The organism is Allochromatium vinosum DSM 180 (genome assembly GCF_000025485.1).
GTDB lineage: Bacteria > Pseudomonadota > Gammaproteobacteria > Chromatiales > Chromatiaceae > Thermochromatium > Thermochromatium vinosum.
Window position 1 is genome coordinate 1763428 of record NC_013851.1, and the last position, 19451, is coordinate 1782878.

Sequence of the window (19451 nt, forward strand, 5' to 3'; positions counted from 1 at the left end):
GCGCCCGAGCCATGGTTCAGCTCACCGCCATGATCCGGGCCTCATGACCTCTCTATTCAGGAGACCAAGATGCCTCAGATTCCTGTCGATCACAGCGCCTTCTCGGCGCGTTTCTCCTCGCCGCCTTCAGCGGCCACTGGCCTGTCTGGCTTGGCCCTGCTGATGGCGCTCAGCGTCTCACCGGCCATCGCGGCCGATCCGGCCGCGCACGGCGAAGCCATGATGAACCACGGTCCAATGGGCGACCACGCCGGAATGCACGGTCAGGCGAGTGCCGGAGCCAGTGGCCAGGGACTCATCAACAGCGTCGATCAGGCGCAAGGACTGGTCAACATCACGCACGAGCCGATACCGGCCCTGAACTGGCCGGAGATGACCATGGATCTGCCTGTGGCCGAAGGCGTCGATCTGGAGACGATACAGGCGGGCGAGGCCGTGCGCTTCCGCGTGGAGCTGGGGGCGGATCAGGTCTACCGGATCACCGAAATCGAGGCGATGCCTTGAGCCGGCCGGCGTTCCTGCTCGGAGCGGCCGCGCTCGGCTGGAGCGTCTGGGCGATGACCTTCTGGGGCACGGTATCCGCGGCAGAGGCGGCCGTCGGTTCCCCCTCGGCCACAACGCACGACGACAGCCACGCCGGGCACGTCCACGCTGATACGCAACCGCCAGCCGTCACCCAGTACGTCTGCCCGATGCATCCGCAGATCATCCGCGACGAACCCGGCACCTGCCCGATCTGCGGCATGGATCTGGTCGAGAAACGGGTCGAACCCATGACCGGCCGCTATCCGCCGGTCAGCCTGACGCCGGCCGTGGTTCAGACGCTCGGGGTGCGCACAGCGGTCGCGGAGCGCGGACTCCTCTGGCGCGCCATCCGCACCCTCGGGCGCGTGACCTATGACGAGACGCGCCTCGCCCATGTGCATCCGCGCGCCTCGGGCTGGATCGAGGCGCTGGATCTGCGCGCCGAAGGCGAGCCGGTCAAGCGCGGTCAGACGCTGGCGGAGTTCTACGCACCCGACATCCTCTCAGCCCAGATCGATTTCCTGCTGGCGCGCGAGGGGCGCTCCGGCGCCCGCATCGATGCCGACAAGGCGCGCAATCTGCTGCGGCTACTGGCGGTGCCGGACGACGTGATCAGCGCCATCGAGCGCGACGGCCGGCCGCGCAACCGCATCCCGGTGCGCGCGCCCATGGACGGCATCGTCACCCGAATCGAAGCGCGCGAGGGCATGTATGTGACCGAGTCGACCGAGATGTTCCGGGTCGCCGACCTGAGCCGCGTCTGGGTCATGGTCGACGTCTACGAGCATCAGATCGACTGGCTCAAACCCGACGCGCCGGCCGAGATCCGGGTACCGGCCCGCCCCGGACGCACCTGGAACGGCCGGGTCGACTATCTCTATCCGGAACTCGATCCCGACACCCGCACCCTGCGCGTGCGCCTGGTGTTCGACAATCCGGACCTCAGTCTCAAACCCAACATGTTCGCCGATGTCGAGATCTTCGGCGGACCCAAGCGCGATGTGCTCAAGATTCCGGCCGAGGCGCTGATCGTCACTGGCGCGCGCACGAGCGTGGTCCGGGCGCTCGGCGACGGACGCTTCCAGCCGGTCGACGTGGTCAGCGGCATGCAGCGTGACGGCGTGGTCGAGATCCTGTCCGGACTCGAAGCCGGGGATCGCGTCGTCACCTCCGGGCAGTTCCTGATCGACTCCGAGTCCAATCTGCGCGCGAGCTTCCAGCGTCTGGGTGAGCCGGGCGCCGAGGCCGCCGCCGCGGCACACAGTGGCCATGGAGGCCACTGAATGAAAGCCGTCATCCTCTGGTCGCTCAAAAACCGCTTCCTGGTCCTGCTCGCGGCCCTGGCGCTGACCGCCTGGGGGCTCTATGCCCTGGTCCGCACCCCGCTCGATGCCATTCCGGACCTGTCCGACGTCCAGGTCATCGTCAAGACCAGCTTTCCCGGTCAGGCCCCGCGTGTGGTCGAGGAGCAGGTCACGTACCCCATCACCACCACCATGCTTTCGGTGCCGGGCGCCAAGGCGGTGCGCGGCTACAGCTTCTTCGGCGACAGCTATGTCTATGTGATCTTCGAGGACGGGACCGATCTGTACTGGGCGCGCGCCCGAGTGCTCGAATATCTGAACCAGGCCGCCGCCGATCTGCCGGATGGCGTGCAGCCGCGCCTGGGACCGGATGCGACCGGCGTGGGCTGGATCTACAGCTATGCGCTGGTGGACCGCTCCGGCCGGCACGATCTGGCCGAGCTGACCAGCCTGCAGAACTGGTTCCTGAAGTTCGAGCTGCAATCCCTGCCCGGCGTGGCCGAGGTCGCGACCGTCGGCGGCATGGTGCGTCAGTATCAGATCGTCGTCGACCCGGAGAAACTGCGCAGCTTCGGCCTGCCGCTGCGGCAGGTGATCGCGGCGGTGCAGAACGCCAACCGCGATGTCGGCGGCTCGGTGCTGGAGCTGGCCGAGGCCGAATACATGGTGCGCACGCGCGGCTATCTGCGCTCACTCGAAGACATCGAGCTGATCCCGGTGAAGACTTCGCCCGAGGGCACGCCGGTGCTGTTGCGCGACATCGCCCGAGTGCAGATCGGTCCCGAGATGCGCCGTGTCGTGGCGGACCTCGACGGCGAGGGCGAGATCACCGGCGGCATCATCGTCATGCGCTCGGGCGAGAACGCGCTGGCGACCATCGGCGCGGTCAAGGAACGTCTCGACGCCCTGCGCGCGAGCCTCCCCGAGGGCGTGGAGATCGTCGAGACCTACGACCGCTCCGGGCTGATCCTGGACGCGGTCGACAACCTCCGGACCAAGCTGATCGAGGAATTCGTCGTCGTCGCTCTGGTCTGCCTCGCCTTCCTGTTCCATCTGCGCTCGGCGCTGGTGGTGATCCTGAGTCTGCCGCTCGGCATCCTGGCGGCCTTCATCGTCATGCAGCACCAGGGCATCAACGCCAACATCCTGTCCCTGGGCGGCATCGCCATCGCCATCGGCGCCATGGTGGATGCGGCCATCGTCATGATCGAGAACGCCCACAAGCATCTGGAGCGCTGGGAGGCCGCGCATGGGGCGTGTCCGCGCGGCGAGGACCACTGGCGGGTGATCGGCGAGGCGACGGTCGAGGTCGGCCCGGCGCTCTTCTTCAGTCTGCTGATCATCACGCTGAGCTTTCTGCCGGTCTTCAGCCTCCAGGCGCAGGAAGGGCGGCTGTTCAGTCCGCTGGCCTTCACCAAGACCTATGCCATGGCCGCCGCCGCCGGACTGGCTGTCACCCTGGTGCCGGTTCTGATGGGCTATCTGGTGCGCGGGCGCATCCCGAGCGAGACGGCCAATCCGCTCAACCGCTGGCTCATCGCACTCTACCGTCCGGGGCTGCGCGCGGTGCTGCGCCGGCCGCGCCTGACCCTCGGCGTGGCGGCGCTCGTGATGCTGAGTGCCTGGTGGCCGCTCAAGCATCTCGGCACCGAGTTCATGCCCGATCTCTACGAAGGCGACCTGATGTACATGCCGACCACCTTGCCGGGCATTTCCATCGGCAAGGCCCAGCAGTTGCTGCAACAGACCGACCGGCTGATCGCCGGCCTGCCGGAGGTCGAACGGGTGTTCGGCAAGATGGGCCGCGCCGATACCGCCACCGACCCGGCCCCCCTGACCATGGTCGAGACTCTGATCCAGCTCAAGCCGCGCTCCGAGTGGCGCGAAGGCATGACGCTGGAGACACTGATCGCCGAGCTGGACGCGACCGTCGCGCTGCCCGGCGTCACCAATGCCTGGGTGATGCCGATCAAGACCCGCATCGACATGCTGGCCACCGGCATCAAGACCCCGGTCGGCATCAAGATCGCCGGCCCGGATCTGACCGAGATCGAACGCCTCGGCACCCAGGTGGAGCGGGCGGTGAAACAGGTGCCGGGCACCGCCTCGGCCTTCTCCGAACGGGTCGCCGGCGGGCGCTATATCGAGATCGTCCCGGATCGGCTGGCGGCGGCGCGGGTGGGCTTGAACGTCAGCGACATCAACGATCTGGTCGCGGCGGCCATCGGCGGTCTCAATGTCAGCCGCAGCGTCGAAGGACTCGAACGCTATCCGATCAACATCCGCTTTCCGCGCGAGCAGCGCGATGACCTCCAGAAGCTGCGCGAGCTGCCCATCGTCACCCCGAGCGGCGCCCAGATCCCGCTGGCGCAGATCGCCGAGGTCAGGATCACCGATGGCGCGCCCATGCTCAAGAGCGAGAACGCGCGCCTGAACGGCTGGGTCTTCGTCGACATCCGTGGGCGGGATCTCGGGCGCTGGATCGCCGAGGCGCGGCAGGTGGTCGCCGAACAGGTCCGGCTGCCGCCGGGCTATTCGCTGACCTGGTCCGGGCAGTACGAGTACCTGGAACGCGCCCAGGAACGTCTGGCGCTGGTGGTGCCGCTGACGCTCTTGATCATCTTCGTGCTGCTGTATCTGACCTTCTCTCGGGCGTCCGAGGCGCTGTTGGTGATGTTGTCGCTGCCCTTCGCCCTGGTCGGCGGTCTGTGGCTGATCCATCTGCTCGACTACAACCTGTCGATCGCCGTGGCCGTGGGCTTCATCGCGCTGGCCGGCGTGGCGGCCGAGTTCGGCGTCATCATGCTGGTCTATCTCGACAACGCGCTGGACGAGGCGCGCCGCGCCGGGCGTCTGGCGAGCGACGCGGATCTGAAGGCCGCCATCGAAGAGGGCGCGGTCCTGCGTATCCGTCCCAAGGCCATGACGGTCGCCACCATCTTCGCCGGACTCCTGCCGATCATGCTGCTGGGCGGCGTCGGCTCCGAGGTCATGCGCCCCATCGCCGCGCCCATGGTCGGCGGCATGATCACCGCGCCGCTGCTGAGCCTGTTCGTCATCCCGGCGATCTATCTGCTGTGGCAGCGGAACGCGGCAGGGTCGGCGGATCCTTAGGGGACCGGCGAACCCACGGCGGTTTCGTGCCGATCCACCCATTCATAGATCTCGATCGTCGTCGGATCGCACTGGCAGCACCCCCCGGCGCAGGGCGTATCGGCCGGGAGCTTGCGCACCCGACCCTTGCGCTCCAGCGTTTCCAGCATTCCGCGCAGCGCGTCCGGCTCGGCATCGAAGCGATAGGCCAGATCGCGCACGGCGGCGCGGCGGTTGTCGCGCAGATAGCGCGAGAGTTCACTGACGATCATGACGACACTCCCTCGGCGGCGGCCAGTTTGACGGTGGCCGGCTCGCGCTGTGCCCAGAGACGCATCCCGATGACGACGGTGAGCAGCAGCCCGAGCATCACGCCGATCCAGATCGAGGCGTTGACCGGATCACGGTCGAAGATCGCGGCCTGATAGAACACCGTGGCCGTGACATAGCCCAGTCCCGTGGTCCAGAGCACCGCGAAAGCGGCCCAGCCGGTGCTGGTCTCGCGCTGGATGGCGCCGATCGCGGCGACACAGGGCGAGTAGAGCAGGATGAACAGCAGATAGGCGAAGGCTCCGGCCTGTCCGTCGAAACGCGCGGCCATGGCGCCGAAGGTGCCGCTGCCGACCTCCAGTTCCTCCGCAGCGGCTTCGGGATCGACCGTCTCAGCAACGCCGCCCAGGCCCAGCGGATCGGCCCAACTGCCCAAGGCATCGATCAGATTGACCGGAATGGTCGCCACGGCTTCGTTCAAGCCGGCGCTCAGGCTGTAGGGCGCGTCCGCCTCGGTGCCTGCCTCCTCACCCGCGTCGGCGGCCGCCAGGCCCGAATAGGTTGCGTCCAGCGTGCCGACCACGGCTTCCTTGGCCAGGATGCCGGTGAAGATGCCGACCGTCGCCGGCCAGTTCTCGGCGTTCAGCCCCATCGGCGAGAAGGCCGGCGCGATGGTGCGCCCGATGGCGGCGAGCACCGACTGTTCGCTGTCCTCGTTGCCGAAGCTGCCGTCGGTGCCCGTAGTGTTGAGCACGTTGAGCACCAGCACCATGGGCACGATCACCGCGCCGGCGCGCACGACGAAGCCCTTGGTGCGATCCCAGGTGCGCAGCAGTACGCCCTTGAGCGTGGGCAGATGGTAGGGCGGCAGTTCCATCACGAAGGGCATGACCTGACCTTCGAGCAGGGTGCGCTTGAGGATGAAGCCGGTCAGCACGGCGGCGAGGAGACCGATCAGATAGAGCGCGAACACCACATTCTGCCCGCCGGCCGTGAAGAAGGCGGCGGCAAAGAGTGCATACACCGGCAACCGCGCCCCGCACGACATGAAGGGCGCCATCAGCACCGTCAGGATGCGGTCGCGCGGATTCTCAAGGGTGCGTGCCGCCATCACAGCCGGCACGTTGCAGCCGAAACCGACCAGCAGCGGTACGAACGACTTGCCCGGCAGCCCGATGGCGCGCATGAAGCGATCCATGACGAAGGCGGCGCGCGCCATGTAGCCCGAGTCTTCCAGCGCCGACATGAACAGATACAGGAAGGCGATGATCGGGATGAAGGTCGCCACCACCTGCACGCCGCCGCCGAGTCCGCCGGCCAGACCGATGATCAACCACTCGGGCGTGCCGATCCGACCCAGCAGCTCGGCGGCACCATCGACGAAGATGGCCCCGGCGGCAATGTCGAAGAAGTCGATGAAGGCCCCGCCGATGTTGATGGTGAACATGAACATCAGATACATGACGGCCAGGAAGATCGGGATGCCGAGCGCGCGATTGAGCACCACGCGGTCGACCCGGTCGGAGAGCGAACGCGAGGCCTGGCCCGATTGCTTGACCGTCGCCTGGGTGACGGCATGCGCAAAGCCGTAGCGCGCGTCGGCAAACAGGATATCGACGTCGTCTGCCTCGTCGCCGAGCAGGGCGCGGACTTCGTCCGCCGTCACCGTCGAGCCGGTCAACTGACGCGCCAGATCGTCGCCTTCGAGCAACCGCGCCCCCAGCCAGCGCACCGGATCGCCCTGGGCCTCGGCGATCGCACTCAGACGTGGTTCGAGCGCACTGATCGCCGCTTCCAGCGTCGGGCCGAACGGAATCAGGACCGGCGGTGCGATGGCACGGCCGGACGCGTGCGCGGCTTGTTCGAACAGTGTCTGCTTGAGTTCCGGCAGTCCCCGGCCATTGGCCGCCACCAGCGGAATCACCGGACAGCCGAGCCGTTTGGAGAGCGCGGCGATGTCGATCTGGATGCCGCGCGCTTCGGCCACATCCATCATGTTGAGCGCCAGCACCAGCGGGCGGCCCATCTCGATGAGCTGGGTGGTCAGATAGAGATTACGCTCCAGGCTGGAGGCATCGAGGATGTTGAGGATGACATCGGCCTCGCGCGCATGGACGAAATCGCGTGCGATGCGCTCGTCGAGCGAAACCGAGGGATCGGTGACGTCGAGCGAATAGGTGCCGGGCAGGTCGACCAGGGTGAACTCGGACTCGCCGAACCGATAGCGTCCGGTCTTGCGCTCGACCGTCACGCCCGACCAGTTGCCGACCTGCTGGCGCGAACCAGTGAGGGCGTTGAAGAGGGTCGTCTTGCCGCAGTTGGGATTGCCGACGACGCCGATGCAGTACGACGGCTTGGATTGGGACTGGGGTTTGGGCTGGATCTGACTCATCACGCGCGCTCCACTTCGAGTACCGCCGCCTCGTCGCGGCGCAGACTGACCGAGGTGCCGCGCACCCGGATCTCGACCGGATCACCCAACGGGGCGACCCGGATCACTTCCAATGCGGCACCGGGCGTGAGTCCCATGGCCAGCAGCTTGCGCCGATAGGTTCCACCGCCGGCCTGAAAACCGAGTACGCGCCCGTGGTCCCCCGCCTTGAAATCCTTGAGTGTCGTGTTCATCCGTCGATCGCCTCCACCAGGATCTTGACGGCCATGCCGCACCCGAGCGCCAGGCGTGTCTCGCCGCGCGCCACCACCAGACCGCCGCCCTGACGTGTCACGATGCACACTTCGGTACCCGGATTCAGACCCAGCTCGGTCAGTCGTTTGGCCAGGCCCTTGCCGCCTTGCAGGGTTTGGATGCGCACCCGCTCACCCTCACCGGCCATGGCGAGCGGGAAGGTCTTGGCTGCCGGCTGACTTTCGCAACGATCGATGTGAACAGCCGGGCAGAAGACGGGGTCACCGATATCGCCCGGATGCGACGAGAGAGCACGAGTCATGGTTAAAAGGCTCCTAGGAATAAGAATAACTCCTAATCCTAGTCAGATGCCTATACGAATGCAATGATTTCTCATTATCCTATCGAGGTCTGATCCCAGACCTGTATCACTTGAGGTATGAGCGCAAGACGCTGACCACCTGTTCGAGATCCTCGCGTCGCTCTTCGGGCGTGCGATCCTCCGCATGCAAGTGGTCGCGCAGGTGACCCTCCAGCACCTGCACCATCAGACCATTGACGGCGCCACGAATCGCGGCGATCTGCTGGAGCACAGCCGAGCACTCGTTTTCCTGTTCGAGTGCACGCTCCAGGGCAGCGGCCTGTCCCTGAATCCGGCGCACGCGCGCGAGCAGGGCGTTTTTCTCTTTGACGGTATGTGGCATGGTGTTTGTCTTGCTGTGACTAGAGTACGGGGGTACAGTATAAATGATGATCAACATCGAGGTCGCTCATGATGCAAGACAGCGCCGTACTCGAAAACCGGCAACATTCCCATGTCTTCGACGAAGGCAATCCGCTCGCTGAGCGCAATACGCGCTGGGTGGTGTGGCTGACGGCCACCATGATGGTCGCCGAAATCACCGGCGGCTGGATCTTCAACTCCATGGCGTTGCTCGCCGACGGCTGGCACATGAGTTCGCATGCGTTTGCGCTCGGACTTTCGGTGCTGGCCTATTGGGGTGCGCGCCGGTTCGCGCATGATCCGCGCTTCGCCTTCGGCACCTGGAAGATCGAGATCCTCGGCGGTTATACCAGTGCGCTCTTTCTGGTGGTCGTCGCCGGATTCATGGTGTATCACTCGGTCGAGCGGCTGCTGGCGCCGATGCCGATCCACTACGATCAGGCGATCGGCATCGCCGTGCTGGGGCTGGTGGTGAATCTGGTCTGCGCCTGGCTGCTCAGGGACGGGCATGGCCACGCGCATCACCATCATCATCACGATGGGCACGCGCACCACGACCATCATCACGATCTGAATCTGCGGGCGGCCTATCTGCATGTGCTGGCAGACGCAGCGACCTCGCTGTTCGCGATCGTCGCGCTGTTCGGCGGCAAACTGTGGGGCGCGGCCTGGCTCGATCCGGTCATGGGGATCATCGGCGCGGCCCTGGTGTCGATCTGGGCCTACGGGCTGCTGCGCGACACCAGTCGGGTGCTCATCGATGCGGAGATGGATCGACCCGTGGTGGCCGAGGTGCGTGAAGTCATCGCGCAGCTGCCGGTCGCGGCCAAGATCGCCGATCTGCACGTGTGGCGGGTGGGGCGGGACAAGTATGCCTGCATCCTGTCGCTGGTGGTGAATGAGCCGCTGGAACCCGATGCCGTCCGGCAGGCGCTGAGCATTCACGAGGAGCTGGTCCACGTGACTGTCGAGATCCATCGTCACCGCTAGCCTCAGACTCTGATTCCGGTACCCGGCACGGTAGATCTCGACGCAAATATACATTTGAAAATATATATAGCCGAATGTATATTTCGTCGCCATGACGACTATCGCCCCACACGATCTCTTTGCAGCCCTCGCCCATGACACGCGCCTGCGCTGTCTGCTGCTGCTCGCCACCCAGGGCGAACTCTGTGTCTGCGAACTGACCCAGGCCACGGGTGTGGTTCAGCCGCATGTCTCGCGCCATCTGGCACAGTTGCGCGAACTGGGGCTGGTGCAGGATCGGCGCGAGGGTGTTTGGATGCACTATCGTTTGCATCCTGATCTGCCGGCCTGGATCCAGGCCATCCTGCGCGAGACGGTCGCGGTCGCGCATACCCAATCACCCTTCATCGAGGATGCGCGCGCGCTGGCGGCGATGTCGAATCGACCCGCGCGCCTCGCTGTCCCCGAACCACTGTTTGCAATAGCCGGCGTCTCGAATCCATCCATCGATCCTGAGTCTCAACGGGAGCCTCCCATGTCCGAGCGTGTCTACAATGTGTTGTTTCTGTGCACCGGCAACTCGGCGCGCAGCATCCTCGCCGAGCGAATCATCGAGCGCTGGGGCAATCGCCACTTCCGGGGCTTCAGCGCCGGCAGCCATCCCAAGGGCGCGGTGCATCCGCTGGCCATCGAGATCCTGAAGCGCAACAACTATCTGACCGAGGGATTGCGCAGTAAGGACTGGGCCGAGTTCGCCCAGCCGGACGCGCCGGTCATGGATTTCGTCTTCACCGTCTGCGATCAGGCCGCCGGTGAGGTGTGCCCGGTCTGGCCCGGTCAGCCGATGACAGCGCACTGGGGTCTGCCCGATCCGGCCGCGGCCGAGGGCGACGAGGTCGCGCGCATGATGGCCTTTCGTAACGCCTTCCGCGAGCTGGAGAACCGGATCAAGATCTTCACCGCCCTGCCGCTGGCCTCGATCGACCGGCTGAAGCTGCAACGCGAACTCGACCGGATCGGCACGACGCACGCACCGGCTCCGGCCGCGGCTGAAGCCTGAGCACGATGTTCGACGCACTCGGCGCGCTGATCGCCTTCCGGCTACTGCACCTGGAGCCGGCCTCGGGTCTGGGCGCGGCGGTCCATTTCTTCGTCATGGACGTGGCCAAGATCTTTGTGCTCCTGGTCATCGTCATCTATGTGATGGGGCTGTTGCGCGCCATGCTCTCGCCCGAGCGGGTGCGCGAGTTCGTGCGCGAGCGTCCCGACTGGCAGGCGCGCGGGATGGCGGTCACGCTGGGCGCGGTCACACCTTTTTGCTCCTGCTCCTCGGTGCCGCTGTTCATCGGTTTCGTCGAGGCCGGGATTCCGCTGGGCGTGACCTTTTCGTTCCTGATTGCCAGCCCGATGATCAACGAGGTGGCCGTCTTCATCTTGGCCGGGGTGCTGGGCTGGAAGCTGACCGCGCTCTATGTGCTCGCCGGTCTGGCGGTGGCCTGGTTCGGCGGAATCGTCATGCAGCGGTTCAGGCTCGAGCGCTGGGTCGAGGGCTATGTCTGGAAGATCCGTCTGGGCGAGGCCAATCGCGTCGAGCCGGATCGGAGTCTGCGGGGACGTCATCGTCAGGCGCTCGCCGAGGTGCGCGAGATCCTGCGCCGGCTGTGGCTGTGGGTGCTCATCGGCATCGGCGTGGGCGCGCTCTTTCACGGCTTCGTGCCGGAAGACTGGGTGAGCCGTCATCTGGGCGGCGAGGCCTGGTATACGGTCCCGGCAGCGGTACTGCTGGGGATTCCACTCTACTCGAACGCGACCGGCGTCATCCCGGTGGCCGAAGCGATGTTGACCAAGGGGGTCGCGGTCGGTACGACCCTGGCCCTGATGATGAGTGTCGCCGCGCTGTCCTTGCCCGAGATGCTGATTCTGCGTAAGGTCATCCGCTGGCCGGCGCTGGCGCTGTTTGCCGGGGTGCTGGCGGTGGCCTTCACGCTGGTCGGCTGGGGATTCAATCTGATTGCCTGATAGTGAGGGATTCTTCCTGATGAAGACATTCAAGGTGCTCGGCGGCGGTTGCCGCAACTGCGAGGTCACGGCCCGCGCGATCGAACAGGCCGCCAAGGAGGCCGGGGTCGCGATCCAACTCGAAAAGATCACGGACATGGCCGAGATCCTGGGGCATGGCGTCATGTCGACGCCCGGCGTGGTGCTGGACGGTCAGGTGATCCACTCGGGCGGCGTACCGGCCCCGGATCAGATACGCGCCTGGATGCGCGACTGATCCGGCCGGATGGAGGGGGCGGCCGTGAAATTCCTCCATACCGCCGACTGGCAACTCGGCAAACCCTTTGCCCGGATTCCGGATCCCGACAAACGGCGCCGGCTCCAACAGGCACGCCTGGACGGCCTGGAACGGCTCGCCGCGATCGCCCGTCGTGCGGAGGCGCGGTTCATCCTGGTCGCGGGCGATCTGTTCGACTCGCCCAGTCCGGCGCGTTCACTGGTCTCGGCGACCTTCCATGCCATCGGCGCGATGCGCCTTCCGGTCGTCGCCATCCCCGGCAACCATGATTTCGGCGGACCGGGCGGCCCCTGGGAGCAGGCGTTCGTGCAGCAGGAAATGGCCGCGCTGGCGCCGAACTTCAGCATCCTCACCGAGGAACGGCCTCTGGTGCTCGACGAGGCCGTGATCCTGCCGGCGCCGCTGCGTCAGCGCCATGTCGCGCACGATCCGACCGGCTGGATCGGCCGGGCCTGTGACGCGCTGCCCGCTGATCGGCCGTGGATCGTGCTGGCGCATGGCAGTGTGCAGGGGTTCGGTTCGGCGGATGAGGAGCAGGGCGCCACCACCTACAATCGGCTCGATCTGAGCCGGCTGCCGGACGGTCAGATCGACTATATCGCGCTCGGCGACTGGCACGGGCTGAAGTCGATCGATCCCAGGATCTGGTATTCGGGCACTCCCGAGATCGACGGCTTTCCGAAGGGCGAGGGCCATCGGCCCGGACATGCGCTGCTGGTCGAGGTCGCACGTGGCGTCGCCCCCCAGGTCGAGGCGGTGGCGACAGGCGCGATTCGCTGGGAACGGATCGGTTTCCACTTCGACGCCGAGTCCTCGCTCGCCCAGCTCGAACGACTCTTCGACGACCGGCTCGGGAGTGGCGCAGAGGGCGCGCTGTTGCACCTGGATCTGAGCGGACAGTTATCGATCGGCGAGCGGCTGGCGCTCGAGCAGCGGCTGGCGACCTGGGAGGCGCGGCTCATTTGGCTCAGGGTCAATGATCAGGTGCGCGAAACGCCGTCCGAGGACGAGATCGAACGCTTGACCCAGCGCGCCGACGATCCGCTGACGGCGCGTGTCGCCCGGCGTCTGCTGGCCGAAACCGCGAGCGCGGATGCCGAAATCGCCGCCATCGCCCGGCTCGCTCTGCGCGAACTCTACCAAGCCGCCAACGCCTGAACGGATTCCCCGCCATGAAGCTCGTCTCGCTCCGGGTTCGTCATTATCGTCTCCATCGCGAACAGCAGATCGCGTTCGATCCCTCGCTGACCCTGATCGGGGGGGCGAACGAGACCGGCAAGAGCACCCTGGTCGAAGCGGCGCATCGCGCGCTCTTCCTCAATCATCGCCGCACCGGGCAGGATCTCGCGGCCATGCGCTCGCGACAGAGCGGGGAGGCGCCTGAGGTCGAACTCGTCTTCGAGCAGCATGGTCGTCCGTACCGGCTGCTGAAGCGATTCAGCGGAGCACGCGGTCATGCCGAGCTGATGCGTCTGGACACGGCCGAACGCTGGCAGAGTGCCGAAGCCGAACTGGCCTTGGCGGCCGTGTTGGGCTATGCCGAGCCGGTGTCGTCCAATCAGGTCCCGTCGCAGTGGGCGCATCTCTGGATCTGGCAGGGGGCGGCGGGCGTCGATCCGACCGGTCAGATCGAGCGCGAACAGACCGCCTTGCTCGAACGGCTGCAAGCCCAGGGCGGAACGGCCGTCATGCAGTCGGCGCTGGACGCGCGCTTGGGCGAGCGGTTTCTCGCCGCCGTCGAGCAGACCTTCACCTCGGCCGGCAAACCGCGAGCCGGCTCTGCCTTGAAGCAGGCCGAGACAGCGCTGCAATCGGCCCGGCAGCGCTTCGAGACCTGTCAGGCCCGCACCGAGGCACTGGCAACGGCCAGACGCGATCATGCGCAGGCGCTACAGCGACGCGCCGAGGCGGCCGAGGCCATACCCCGACTCGAAGCCCGGATCACGGAACTCAGATCAAAACTGGACGAGGCGCAGCGTCTGGCCCAGCAAAGCGCCGCACTCAAGCGATCTCTCGACGAGACCACCAGGCATTATGACGACCTGATCACGGCGGATCGCAAGCTTTGCGCACTGACCGGGACGGCACAGGACTCCGACACCCAGCATCCATTCCATACCGAATCGGATGGACCGCCGGTCGAAGCGGAAACACCGGCCATCCGACCGAATGCCACAATCCTCGAATGGATTTCCGGCTCCGGGCCGGTCATGCTCGACGGCGAGCCGTTGCAGCCCGGCACGACCCGGCTCATCACCACGGCGAGCGAGCTACGGATCGGCGACAACCGTTTCCGCATCCAGCCGCAAGCCGTCGAGCATCCCGACAGCACCGAAGACAACGCAGCTCGCTTGGCCGCCGCACTTCAGACCCTGCTCGAACTCCACGGCGATGAGACCCAGCGCCGGACCCGGATCGCCGACGCCCTGAAGGAGAAAACCCGTCTGGAGCAGGAGATACGTGATCTCGATGAACGTCTGGCCGCACTGCACCCCGACCGCCTGACCGCTGAACTCGCCAGTCATCAAGCTTCACTGAAGATCCGGCAAGACGCCCTGGACGAGGCCAAACAGCGGATCGCCGCGACGCTTGCGCTACTCCAGCGCGATGGTGCCACCGATCCCTACGCCGACCAGCGTGAAGCGCACGCGGATCTGGAACGCATGGAAGAGACCCACAGGACTCAGCTGCGCCGCGCCAAGGCCGTGCAGCGTCTGGCCGAACTGTTCCGCGAGGAGCAGCAGCCGCTCTCGGAGCGCTTCACCGAGCCGCTGATCGGGACGATCGGCGACTATCTGGCGTGTCTGTTCGGTCCCGAGGGCCGCGCCGCGCTGAAGCTTCAGGATGGCGTTTTCCAGGGACTCGAACTCATTCGCCCGGCCGGTCCGTTCGACTTCGATGTACTCAGCGGCGGCACCCGCGAACAGCTCGCCGCCGCCGTGCGGCTGGCCATCGCCGAGGTGCTGGCAGCCAATCATGGCGGCAGCCTGCCGCTCGTCTTCGACGATGCCTTCGCCAATAGCGATCCCGAGCGCATCCAGTCGCTGCACCGGATGCTGGAACTCGCGGCCCGTCGCGGCTTGCAGATCATCGTCCTCACCTGCAACCCCGCTGACTATTCGAGCCTGGGGGCACGAACTATCCTGCTCTGAGGCCGAGATCGAACGACACCCCATGTCGAGCGCGCTTCAACTGCGCTTTACTTGTCGATACGGATTTTCGATCGAGTCACGGCCCATGTGGATCAAACGTCTGCCGCTGTTCATCCTGCTTCTGTCGCTCTGGCCGGCCGGACTGCTCGCCGCACCGGCGCCGGGTTCCGATCTCACGCCGAGCGCCGTGGGCGAAGCGCGCGTCACGCTCCAACTCTTCTGGTCGCGTAACTGCCCGCACTGCCGCGCCGCGCTGGCCTTCATCGAAACCCTGCGCGAGCGTGAACCCTGGCTCGACATCCAGACCTTCGAGCTGACCCAGGATCGCACCAATCTTCAGCGTTATGTCGAGCAGGCACGGGCACTGGGGGAGGAGGCGCGATCCGTACCGGCCTTCTTCCTCTGCGGGCGCATGCTGACCGGATTCGACAACGCGGAGGGCATGGGGCAACAGCTGCTGGGGCTGGCGCGTTTCTGTCGAACGCTTGGTGGGACGTCAGCCGGTTGGATCGGTGCGGGCGGGTCGGCTCTGGAGACCTCCACCGCGATCGACCTGCCGCTACTGGGCCGGGTCGACGCCAACCGGCTGTCTCTGCCTGCGCTGACACTGGTGCTCGCCTCGCTCGACGCCTTCAATCCCTGCGCCTTCTTCGTGCTGCTGTTCCTGCTGAGCCTGATGGTCCATGCCCGAGGACGCGGACGCATGCTGCTGGTCGGCGCGACCTTCGTCGTCTTCTCGGGGCTGGTCTATTTCCTGTTCATGGCCGCCTGGCTCAACCTGTTCCTGGTCGTCGGCGGGGCGGCCGTGGTGACGACCGTCGCCGGTCTGATCGCACTCCTGATCGGCGGACTGAACATCAAGGACTACTTTCTGTTCAAGCAGGGTCCGACCCTGTCGATCCCGGATCAGGCCAAGCCCGGACTCTTCGCCCGAATGCGCGGGCTGATCGCCGCCGATCACCTCGGGACGCTCCTGTTCGGCACGGCCACCCTGGCGCTGGCGGCCAACAGCTATGAGCTGCTCTGCACCGCCGGTTTTCCGATGGTCTTCACGCGCACCCTGACGCTCCAGCAACTCCCGTCCGCGACCTATTACGGCTATCTGGCGCTCTACAACCTGATCTATGTCCTGCCGCTGCTGGCCATTGTGCTGCTGTTCACCTTCACGCTCGGGGCGCGCAAGCTGAGCGAGCCACAGGGCCGCGTCCTCAAGCTGCTCTCGGGGGTCATGATGCTGAGCCTGGGACTGGTCATGCTGCTGGCGCCCGATCTGCTCAGCGTCTACTGGGTCGGGATCGCGCTGCTGAGCGTCGCGCTGCTGGCGACCTGGCTCATCGCGCGTCTGACCCGTCCCGGGAGGAATCCGGCATGACGTACGCCGAACCGTTCGGTTCGCGCTGGAGCACCAGCCCGGAAGGACTCTGTTTGGCCGCATGCTTGAGTTGGGCGATGGTGCGGCCGAGCTCGTCGCCGTCGCTGTAGTCGTCACCCGGACGGATCTCCAGCAGCGCCAGACTACAGCGCATCAGCGGCATCTCGCGGAGCTGACCGTAGCGATCCCTGGCCTGGAGATGGCCGCGCCGGCGATCCTCGGGGTCGTAGAGGCTCTGGACGTCGATCCGGAACTTCTCCAGCAGCCATTCGAGCCGCTTCAGCACTCGGGTCAGCGGCGCGTCCTGAATGCCCGCGAAGAAGTCGTCCCCGCCGACATGCCCGACGAACCAGCCGTGCTGTTCCAGCTCGGCGCGCAGCAGGTCGGCGAAGAGCTGGATGGCGCGATCCCCACGCCGAAAGCCGTAGTAGTCGTTGAACGCCTTAAAGTTGTCGAAGTCGATGTAGGCCAGATGCCAGGCGTGATCGCGCTCGCTGATCGCCCGCGAGACATAGCGATGGATGGGGTTGTTGCCGGGGAGCTTGGTCAGAGGGTTCTGATCGCGTGCCACGGCCAGGTTCTTCTGCTCGACGAGCTTGAGCAGTGAGGTCGCGGAGATGAACCCCTGATAGCGTCCATCGCGGGTGATGAGGATCCCGGCGGTGTCGGAGGCCGCCGAATAGGCTTCCAGCAGCCGATCGATGGGATCATGGATATCGACCAGCGGACAGGGCTGAACGAAGTCGCACACTTGGCGCGCAAAGGCACGATTGACGATGAGGTCACGCCCATAGGCCGAATAGATGAAGTCCTTGATGTCGGATTCGTGCACCAGTCCGAGCGGCCGCTCGGCGTCGTCGAGCACCGGGACGATGTGATGCTGCTTGTCGCGCCGTAGCGCCTCGAACAACCGCGCGATACCCTCGCTGACGCGGATCGGCGGAATGGACTCCAGGAAGGATTCGATCAGCCCCAGATCGCCGGGCAGTTCGCGCTGGTTGCGTTGGTGGATCTCGGCGACCAGGGTGTAATCGGGGAGTAGGGCGCCCGGATCGAGCTGGGGCCGTGCGATCAGATGACCCTGAGCCAGATCGCAGCCGATCTCGCGGCAGGTCAGGAGCTCGCCCTCGGTCTCGATTCCCTTGGCGATGACCTGGACGTTGAGCTGATGGGCCAGTTGCACCGTGTTGGCGACGATCGAGCGTTTGCGGTGATCCGTGTCGATCCCCTGGACGAGGACGCGATCGAGCTTGATGTGGTCGGGCGGGTGCTCATAGAGCCGGCGCAGTCCGGAGTGCCCGTCGCCGAAGTCATCGATGGCGATATGGAGTCGGTGCCGGCGATAGCCGGCGATCATGGCCCCGAGGTTGGGATGGAGGCTATGATCGACGCGCCGGGAGAGTTCGAGACAAAGATTGTCGGGTCTCAAGCCGGGCGGCACGAGCCATTCGAGCGTACATCGTCCATGATCGGTGTCGATCAGATGCGGGTCGAGATTGAAGAACAGCCGGTAGCGCGGCGCGTTCGGCAACGCCGCAAAACGGCTGACCGCCAAGGTGCCGAGCATCGCATCCAGCGCGGCCGAGAGGTTCAGGGTCCGGGCCTGATCGAGCAGGGCATGGACGGTTGCGAATCCCAACCGATCCCAGCCGCGCAGCAGCGCCTCATAACCGAAGACGCTGCCGGTGTGGATGTTGACGATGGGTTGCAGGGCATAGGTCAGGGTGTCGCGAGCCTGGATCATGAACTCGCTTGCCTGATCGCGCTTCGATGTGGATTGTGCGTGCATGATGGTTTGCCGCTGTGATTCAGATGCCGGCCTCACCCGGGGCGAAGGCGGGCGCTGGCTCTGAATCCTCTGATGTGAGTCGATTCTGCTCCGACCAAGATGAGTAGACCAGAGCCTCGTGAAGGATTGATGACCATGTGTCCAGCGTGTGAAAGCGTTCGCACGTGTTGAATTTTCCCCCCAGACCCTTTAGCTTGCCCGCGCTGGGGCGGTGTTGCCCCGAATCCTAGGGTTGTCCGTCCGATGTCCAGTTCTACTGCCACGCCGGGGCGCGCCGAACAGCGCCCACGGCTCTCGATCGTCATTCCGCTCTATCAGGAGATCGACAACGTCGAGCCGTTGCTGACGCGGGTGCACGAGGGGCTGGCGGATTATCGCGGCGACTGGGAGCTGATCTGTGTCGACGACGGCAGCCGCGACGGCACGGGCGCGCGCCTGCGGACTTGGGCCGAACGCTTGGGTTCCCATGTGCGCGTCATCCAGCTGCGACGCAACTTCGGCCAGACGGCGGCCATGCAGGCCGGACTCGACGCGGCGCGCGGCGAGCTGATCGCCACGCTCGACGGCGACTTGCAGAACGACCCGGCCGACATCCCGCGCCTGGTCGACGAGCTGCTGGAACGCGACCTGGATCTGTTACAGGGCTGGCGGCGCCGGCGTCAGGACGATCTGCTGCTGCGCAAGATCCCCTCGCGTTTGGCCAATGCGCTCATCGGGCGGGTGACGGGCGTGGCGCTGCATGACTATGGATGCAGTCTCAAGGTCTATCGCGCCGAGGTCATCCGCGAAGTGCGGCTACTCGGCGAGATGCATCGCTTCATCCCGGTGTGGGTGGCGGCTGTGACCGCACCCGAGCGCATCGGCGAGACCGAGGTCCGCCATCAGGCGCGTCAGTTCGGGGTGTCCAAGTACGGAATCTCGCGCACCTTTCGGGTGCTGCTCGATCTGCTGGCAGCCTTCTTCTTCCTGCGCTTCGGCGCGCGACCGGGGCACTTCTTCGGGTCCATCGGTATCTTCTTCGGTGTGCTCGGCGCGCTGATGATGTCGCACCTGCTGGTGGTCAAGTTCGTCCTGGGCGAATCGATCGGGCAGCGGCCGCTGCTGTTCACGGCGATCCTGTTTCTCGTCGTCTCGATCCAGTTCCTCACAACCGGCGTGCTCGCCGAGCTGATGACGCGGACCTTCTATGCCGCCGGCGAGCACACCCATCATCGTATCCGCTGGGAGTCCGATCCCGAGGCGGCTGGCTGGAAGCCGCCGCGATAGTGGTCGCGGTCGGCATCGCGACCGTATTCGTCCCCGAAGATTCACCCGATCACAAGGAGGCCCCC

17 protein-coding genes are annotated in these 19451 nt (G+C 65.8%); 11 read left to right on the forward strand and 6 right to left on the reverse strand.

Annotation, left to right across the window (positions count from 1 at the left end):
- Positions 1-69: 69 nt before the first annotated feature.
- The 3 genes from ALVIN_RS16595 to ALVIN_RS07530 are packed head-to-tail and all read left to right on the forward strand — an operon-like array spanning position 70 to position 4943.
- Positions 70-504, forward strand: a complete 435-nt coding sequence (locus tag ALVIN_RS16595) for a copper-binding protein (protein ID WP_012970728.1) — start codon at positions 70-72, stop codon at positions 502-504.
- The gene (locus tag ALVIN_RS07525) at positions 501-1808 is read left to right on the forward strand and encodes an efflux RND transporter periplasmic adaptor subunit (RefSeq protein ID WP_012970729.1); all 1308 of its coding nucleotides are present in this window, start codon (positions 501-503) and stop codon (positions 1806-1808) included. Before ALVIN_RS16595 ends, ALVIN_RS07525 begins: the two co-directional genes overlap by 4 nt.
- Complete coding sequence (locus ALVIN_RS07530; RefSeq protein WP_012970730.1) at positions 1809-4943, forward strand: efflux RND transporter permease subunit; 3135 nt, start codon at positions 1809-1811, stop codon at positions 4941-4943.
- Here ALVIN_RS07530 and ALVIN_RS07535 read toward each other — a convergent pair.
- The 5 genes from ALVIN_RS07535 to ALVIN_RS07555 all read right to left on the reverse strand — a co-directional run bounded on the left by ALVIN_RS07535 (position 4940) and on the right by ALVIN_RS07555 (position 8522).
- Complete coding sequence (locus ALVIN_RS07535; protein WP_012970731.1) at positions 4940-5194, reverse strand: FeoC-like transcriptional regulator; 255 nt, start codon at positions 5192-5194, stop codon at positions 4940-4942. The genes ALVIN_RS07530 and ALVIN_RS07535 overlap by 4 nt on opposite strands.
- Positions 5191-7584, reverse strand: coding sequence for a Fe(2+) transporter permease subunit FeoB (gene feoB, locus ALVIN_RS07540; protein ID WP_012970732.1), 2394 nt, complete (start codon positions 7582-7584; stop codon positions 5191-5193). Before feoB ends, ALVIN_RS07535 begins: the two co-directional genes overlap by 4 nt.
- Positions 7584-7817, reverse strand: a complete 234-nt coding sequence (locus tag ALVIN_RS07545; protein ID WP_012970733.1) for a FeoA family protein — start codon at positions 7815-7817, stop codon at positions 7584-7586. The genes feoB and ALVIN_RS07545 overlap by 1 nt, the downstream gene beginning before the upstream one ends.
- Complete coding sequence (locus ALVIN_RS07550; RefSeq protein WP_012970734.1) at positions 7814-8140, reverse strand: FeoA family protein; 327 nt, start codon at positions 8138-8140, stop codon at positions 7814-7816. The genes ALVIN_RS07545 and ALVIN_RS07550 overlap by 4 nt, the downstream gene beginning before the upstream one ends.
- Positions 8141-8246: 106 nt before the next feature.
- Positions 8247-8522 carry a metal/formaldehyde-sensitive transcriptional repressor gene (locus ALVIN_RS07555; RefSeq protein WP_043795571.1) on the reverse strand — a complete coding sequence of 92 codons (276 nt, stop codon included), beginning with the start codon at positions 8520-8522 and terminating at the stop codon, positions 8247-8249.
- A gap of 68 nt (positions 8523-8590) precedes the next feature.
- Between ALVIN_RS07555 and dmeF the strand changes: the two genes are divergently transcribed.
- From dmeF to ALVIN_RS07590, 7 genes are all read left to right on the forward strand, one after another.
- The gene (gene dmeF, locus ALVIN_RS07560; protein WP_012970736.1) at positions 8591-9532 is read left to right on the forward strand and encodes a CDF family Co(II)/Ni(II) efflux transporter DmeF; all 942 of its coding nucleotides are present in this window, start codon (positions 8591-8593) and stop codon (positions 9530-9532) included.
- A gap of 91 nt (positions 9533-9623) precedes the next feature.
- A complete protein-coding gene (locus ALVIN_RS18380; RefSeq protein ID WP_012970737.1) occupies positions 9624-10571 on the forward strand; it encodes a metalloregulator ArsR/SmtB family transcription factor in 948 nt (315 codons plus the stop codon).
- 5 nt (positions 10572-10576) lie between these two features.
- Positions 10577-11530, forward strand: coding sequence for a permease (locus ALVIN_RS07570; RefSeq protein WP_012970738.1), 954 nt, complete (start codon positions 10577-10579; stop codon positions 11528-11530).
- A 19-nt stretch (positions 11531-11549) separates the two neighbouring features.
- Positions 11550-11786 carry a thioredoxin family protein gene (locus ALVIN_RS07575; RefSeq protein WP_012970739.1) on the forward strand — a complete coding sequence of 79 codons (237 nt, stop codon included), beginning with the start codon at positions 11550-11552 and terminating at the stop codon, positions 11784-11786.
- Between the two features lie 24 nt (positions 11787-11810).
- A complete protein-coding gene (locus ALVIN_RS07580; protein ID WP_012970740.1) occupies positions 11811-12965 on the forward strand; it encodes a metallophosphoesterase family protein in 1155 nt (384 codons plus the stop codon).
- Positions 12966-12979: 14 nt separating this feature from the next.
- A complete protein-coding gene (locus ALVIN_RS07585) occupies positions 12980-14959 on the forward strand; it encodes an ATP-binding protein (RefSeq protein ID WP_012970741.1) in 1980 nt (659 codons plus the stop codon).
- 85 nt (positions 14960-15044) lie between these two features.
- Positions 15045-16331: a hypothetical protein gene (locus tag ALVIN_RS07590; RefSeq protein ID WP_012970742.1), complete on the forward strand. Its 1287-nt coding sequence runs from the start codon at positions 15045-15047 to the stop codon at positions 16329-16331.
- Here ALVIN_RS07590 and ALVIN_RS07595 read toward each other — a convergent pair.
- A complete protein-coding gene (locus ALVIN_RS07595) occupies positions 16291-18120 on the reverse strand; it encodes a GGDEF domain-containing protein (RefSeq protein ID WP_148217473.1) in 1830 nt (609 codons plus the stop codon). The genes ALVIN_RS07590 and ALVIN_RS07595 overlap by 41 nt on opposite strands.
- Before the next feature lie 243 nt (positions 18121-18363).
- Here ALVIN_RS07595 and ALVIN_RS07600 point away from each other — a divergent pair, with 243 nt between their 5' ends.
- Complete coding sequence (locus ALVIN_RS07600; RefSeq protein ID WP_012970744.1) at positions 18364-19386, forward strand: glycosyltransferase family 2 protein; 1023 nt, start codon at positions 18364-18366, stop codon at positions 19384-19386.
- The last annotated feature ends 65 nt before the right edge of the window (positions 19387-19451 follow it).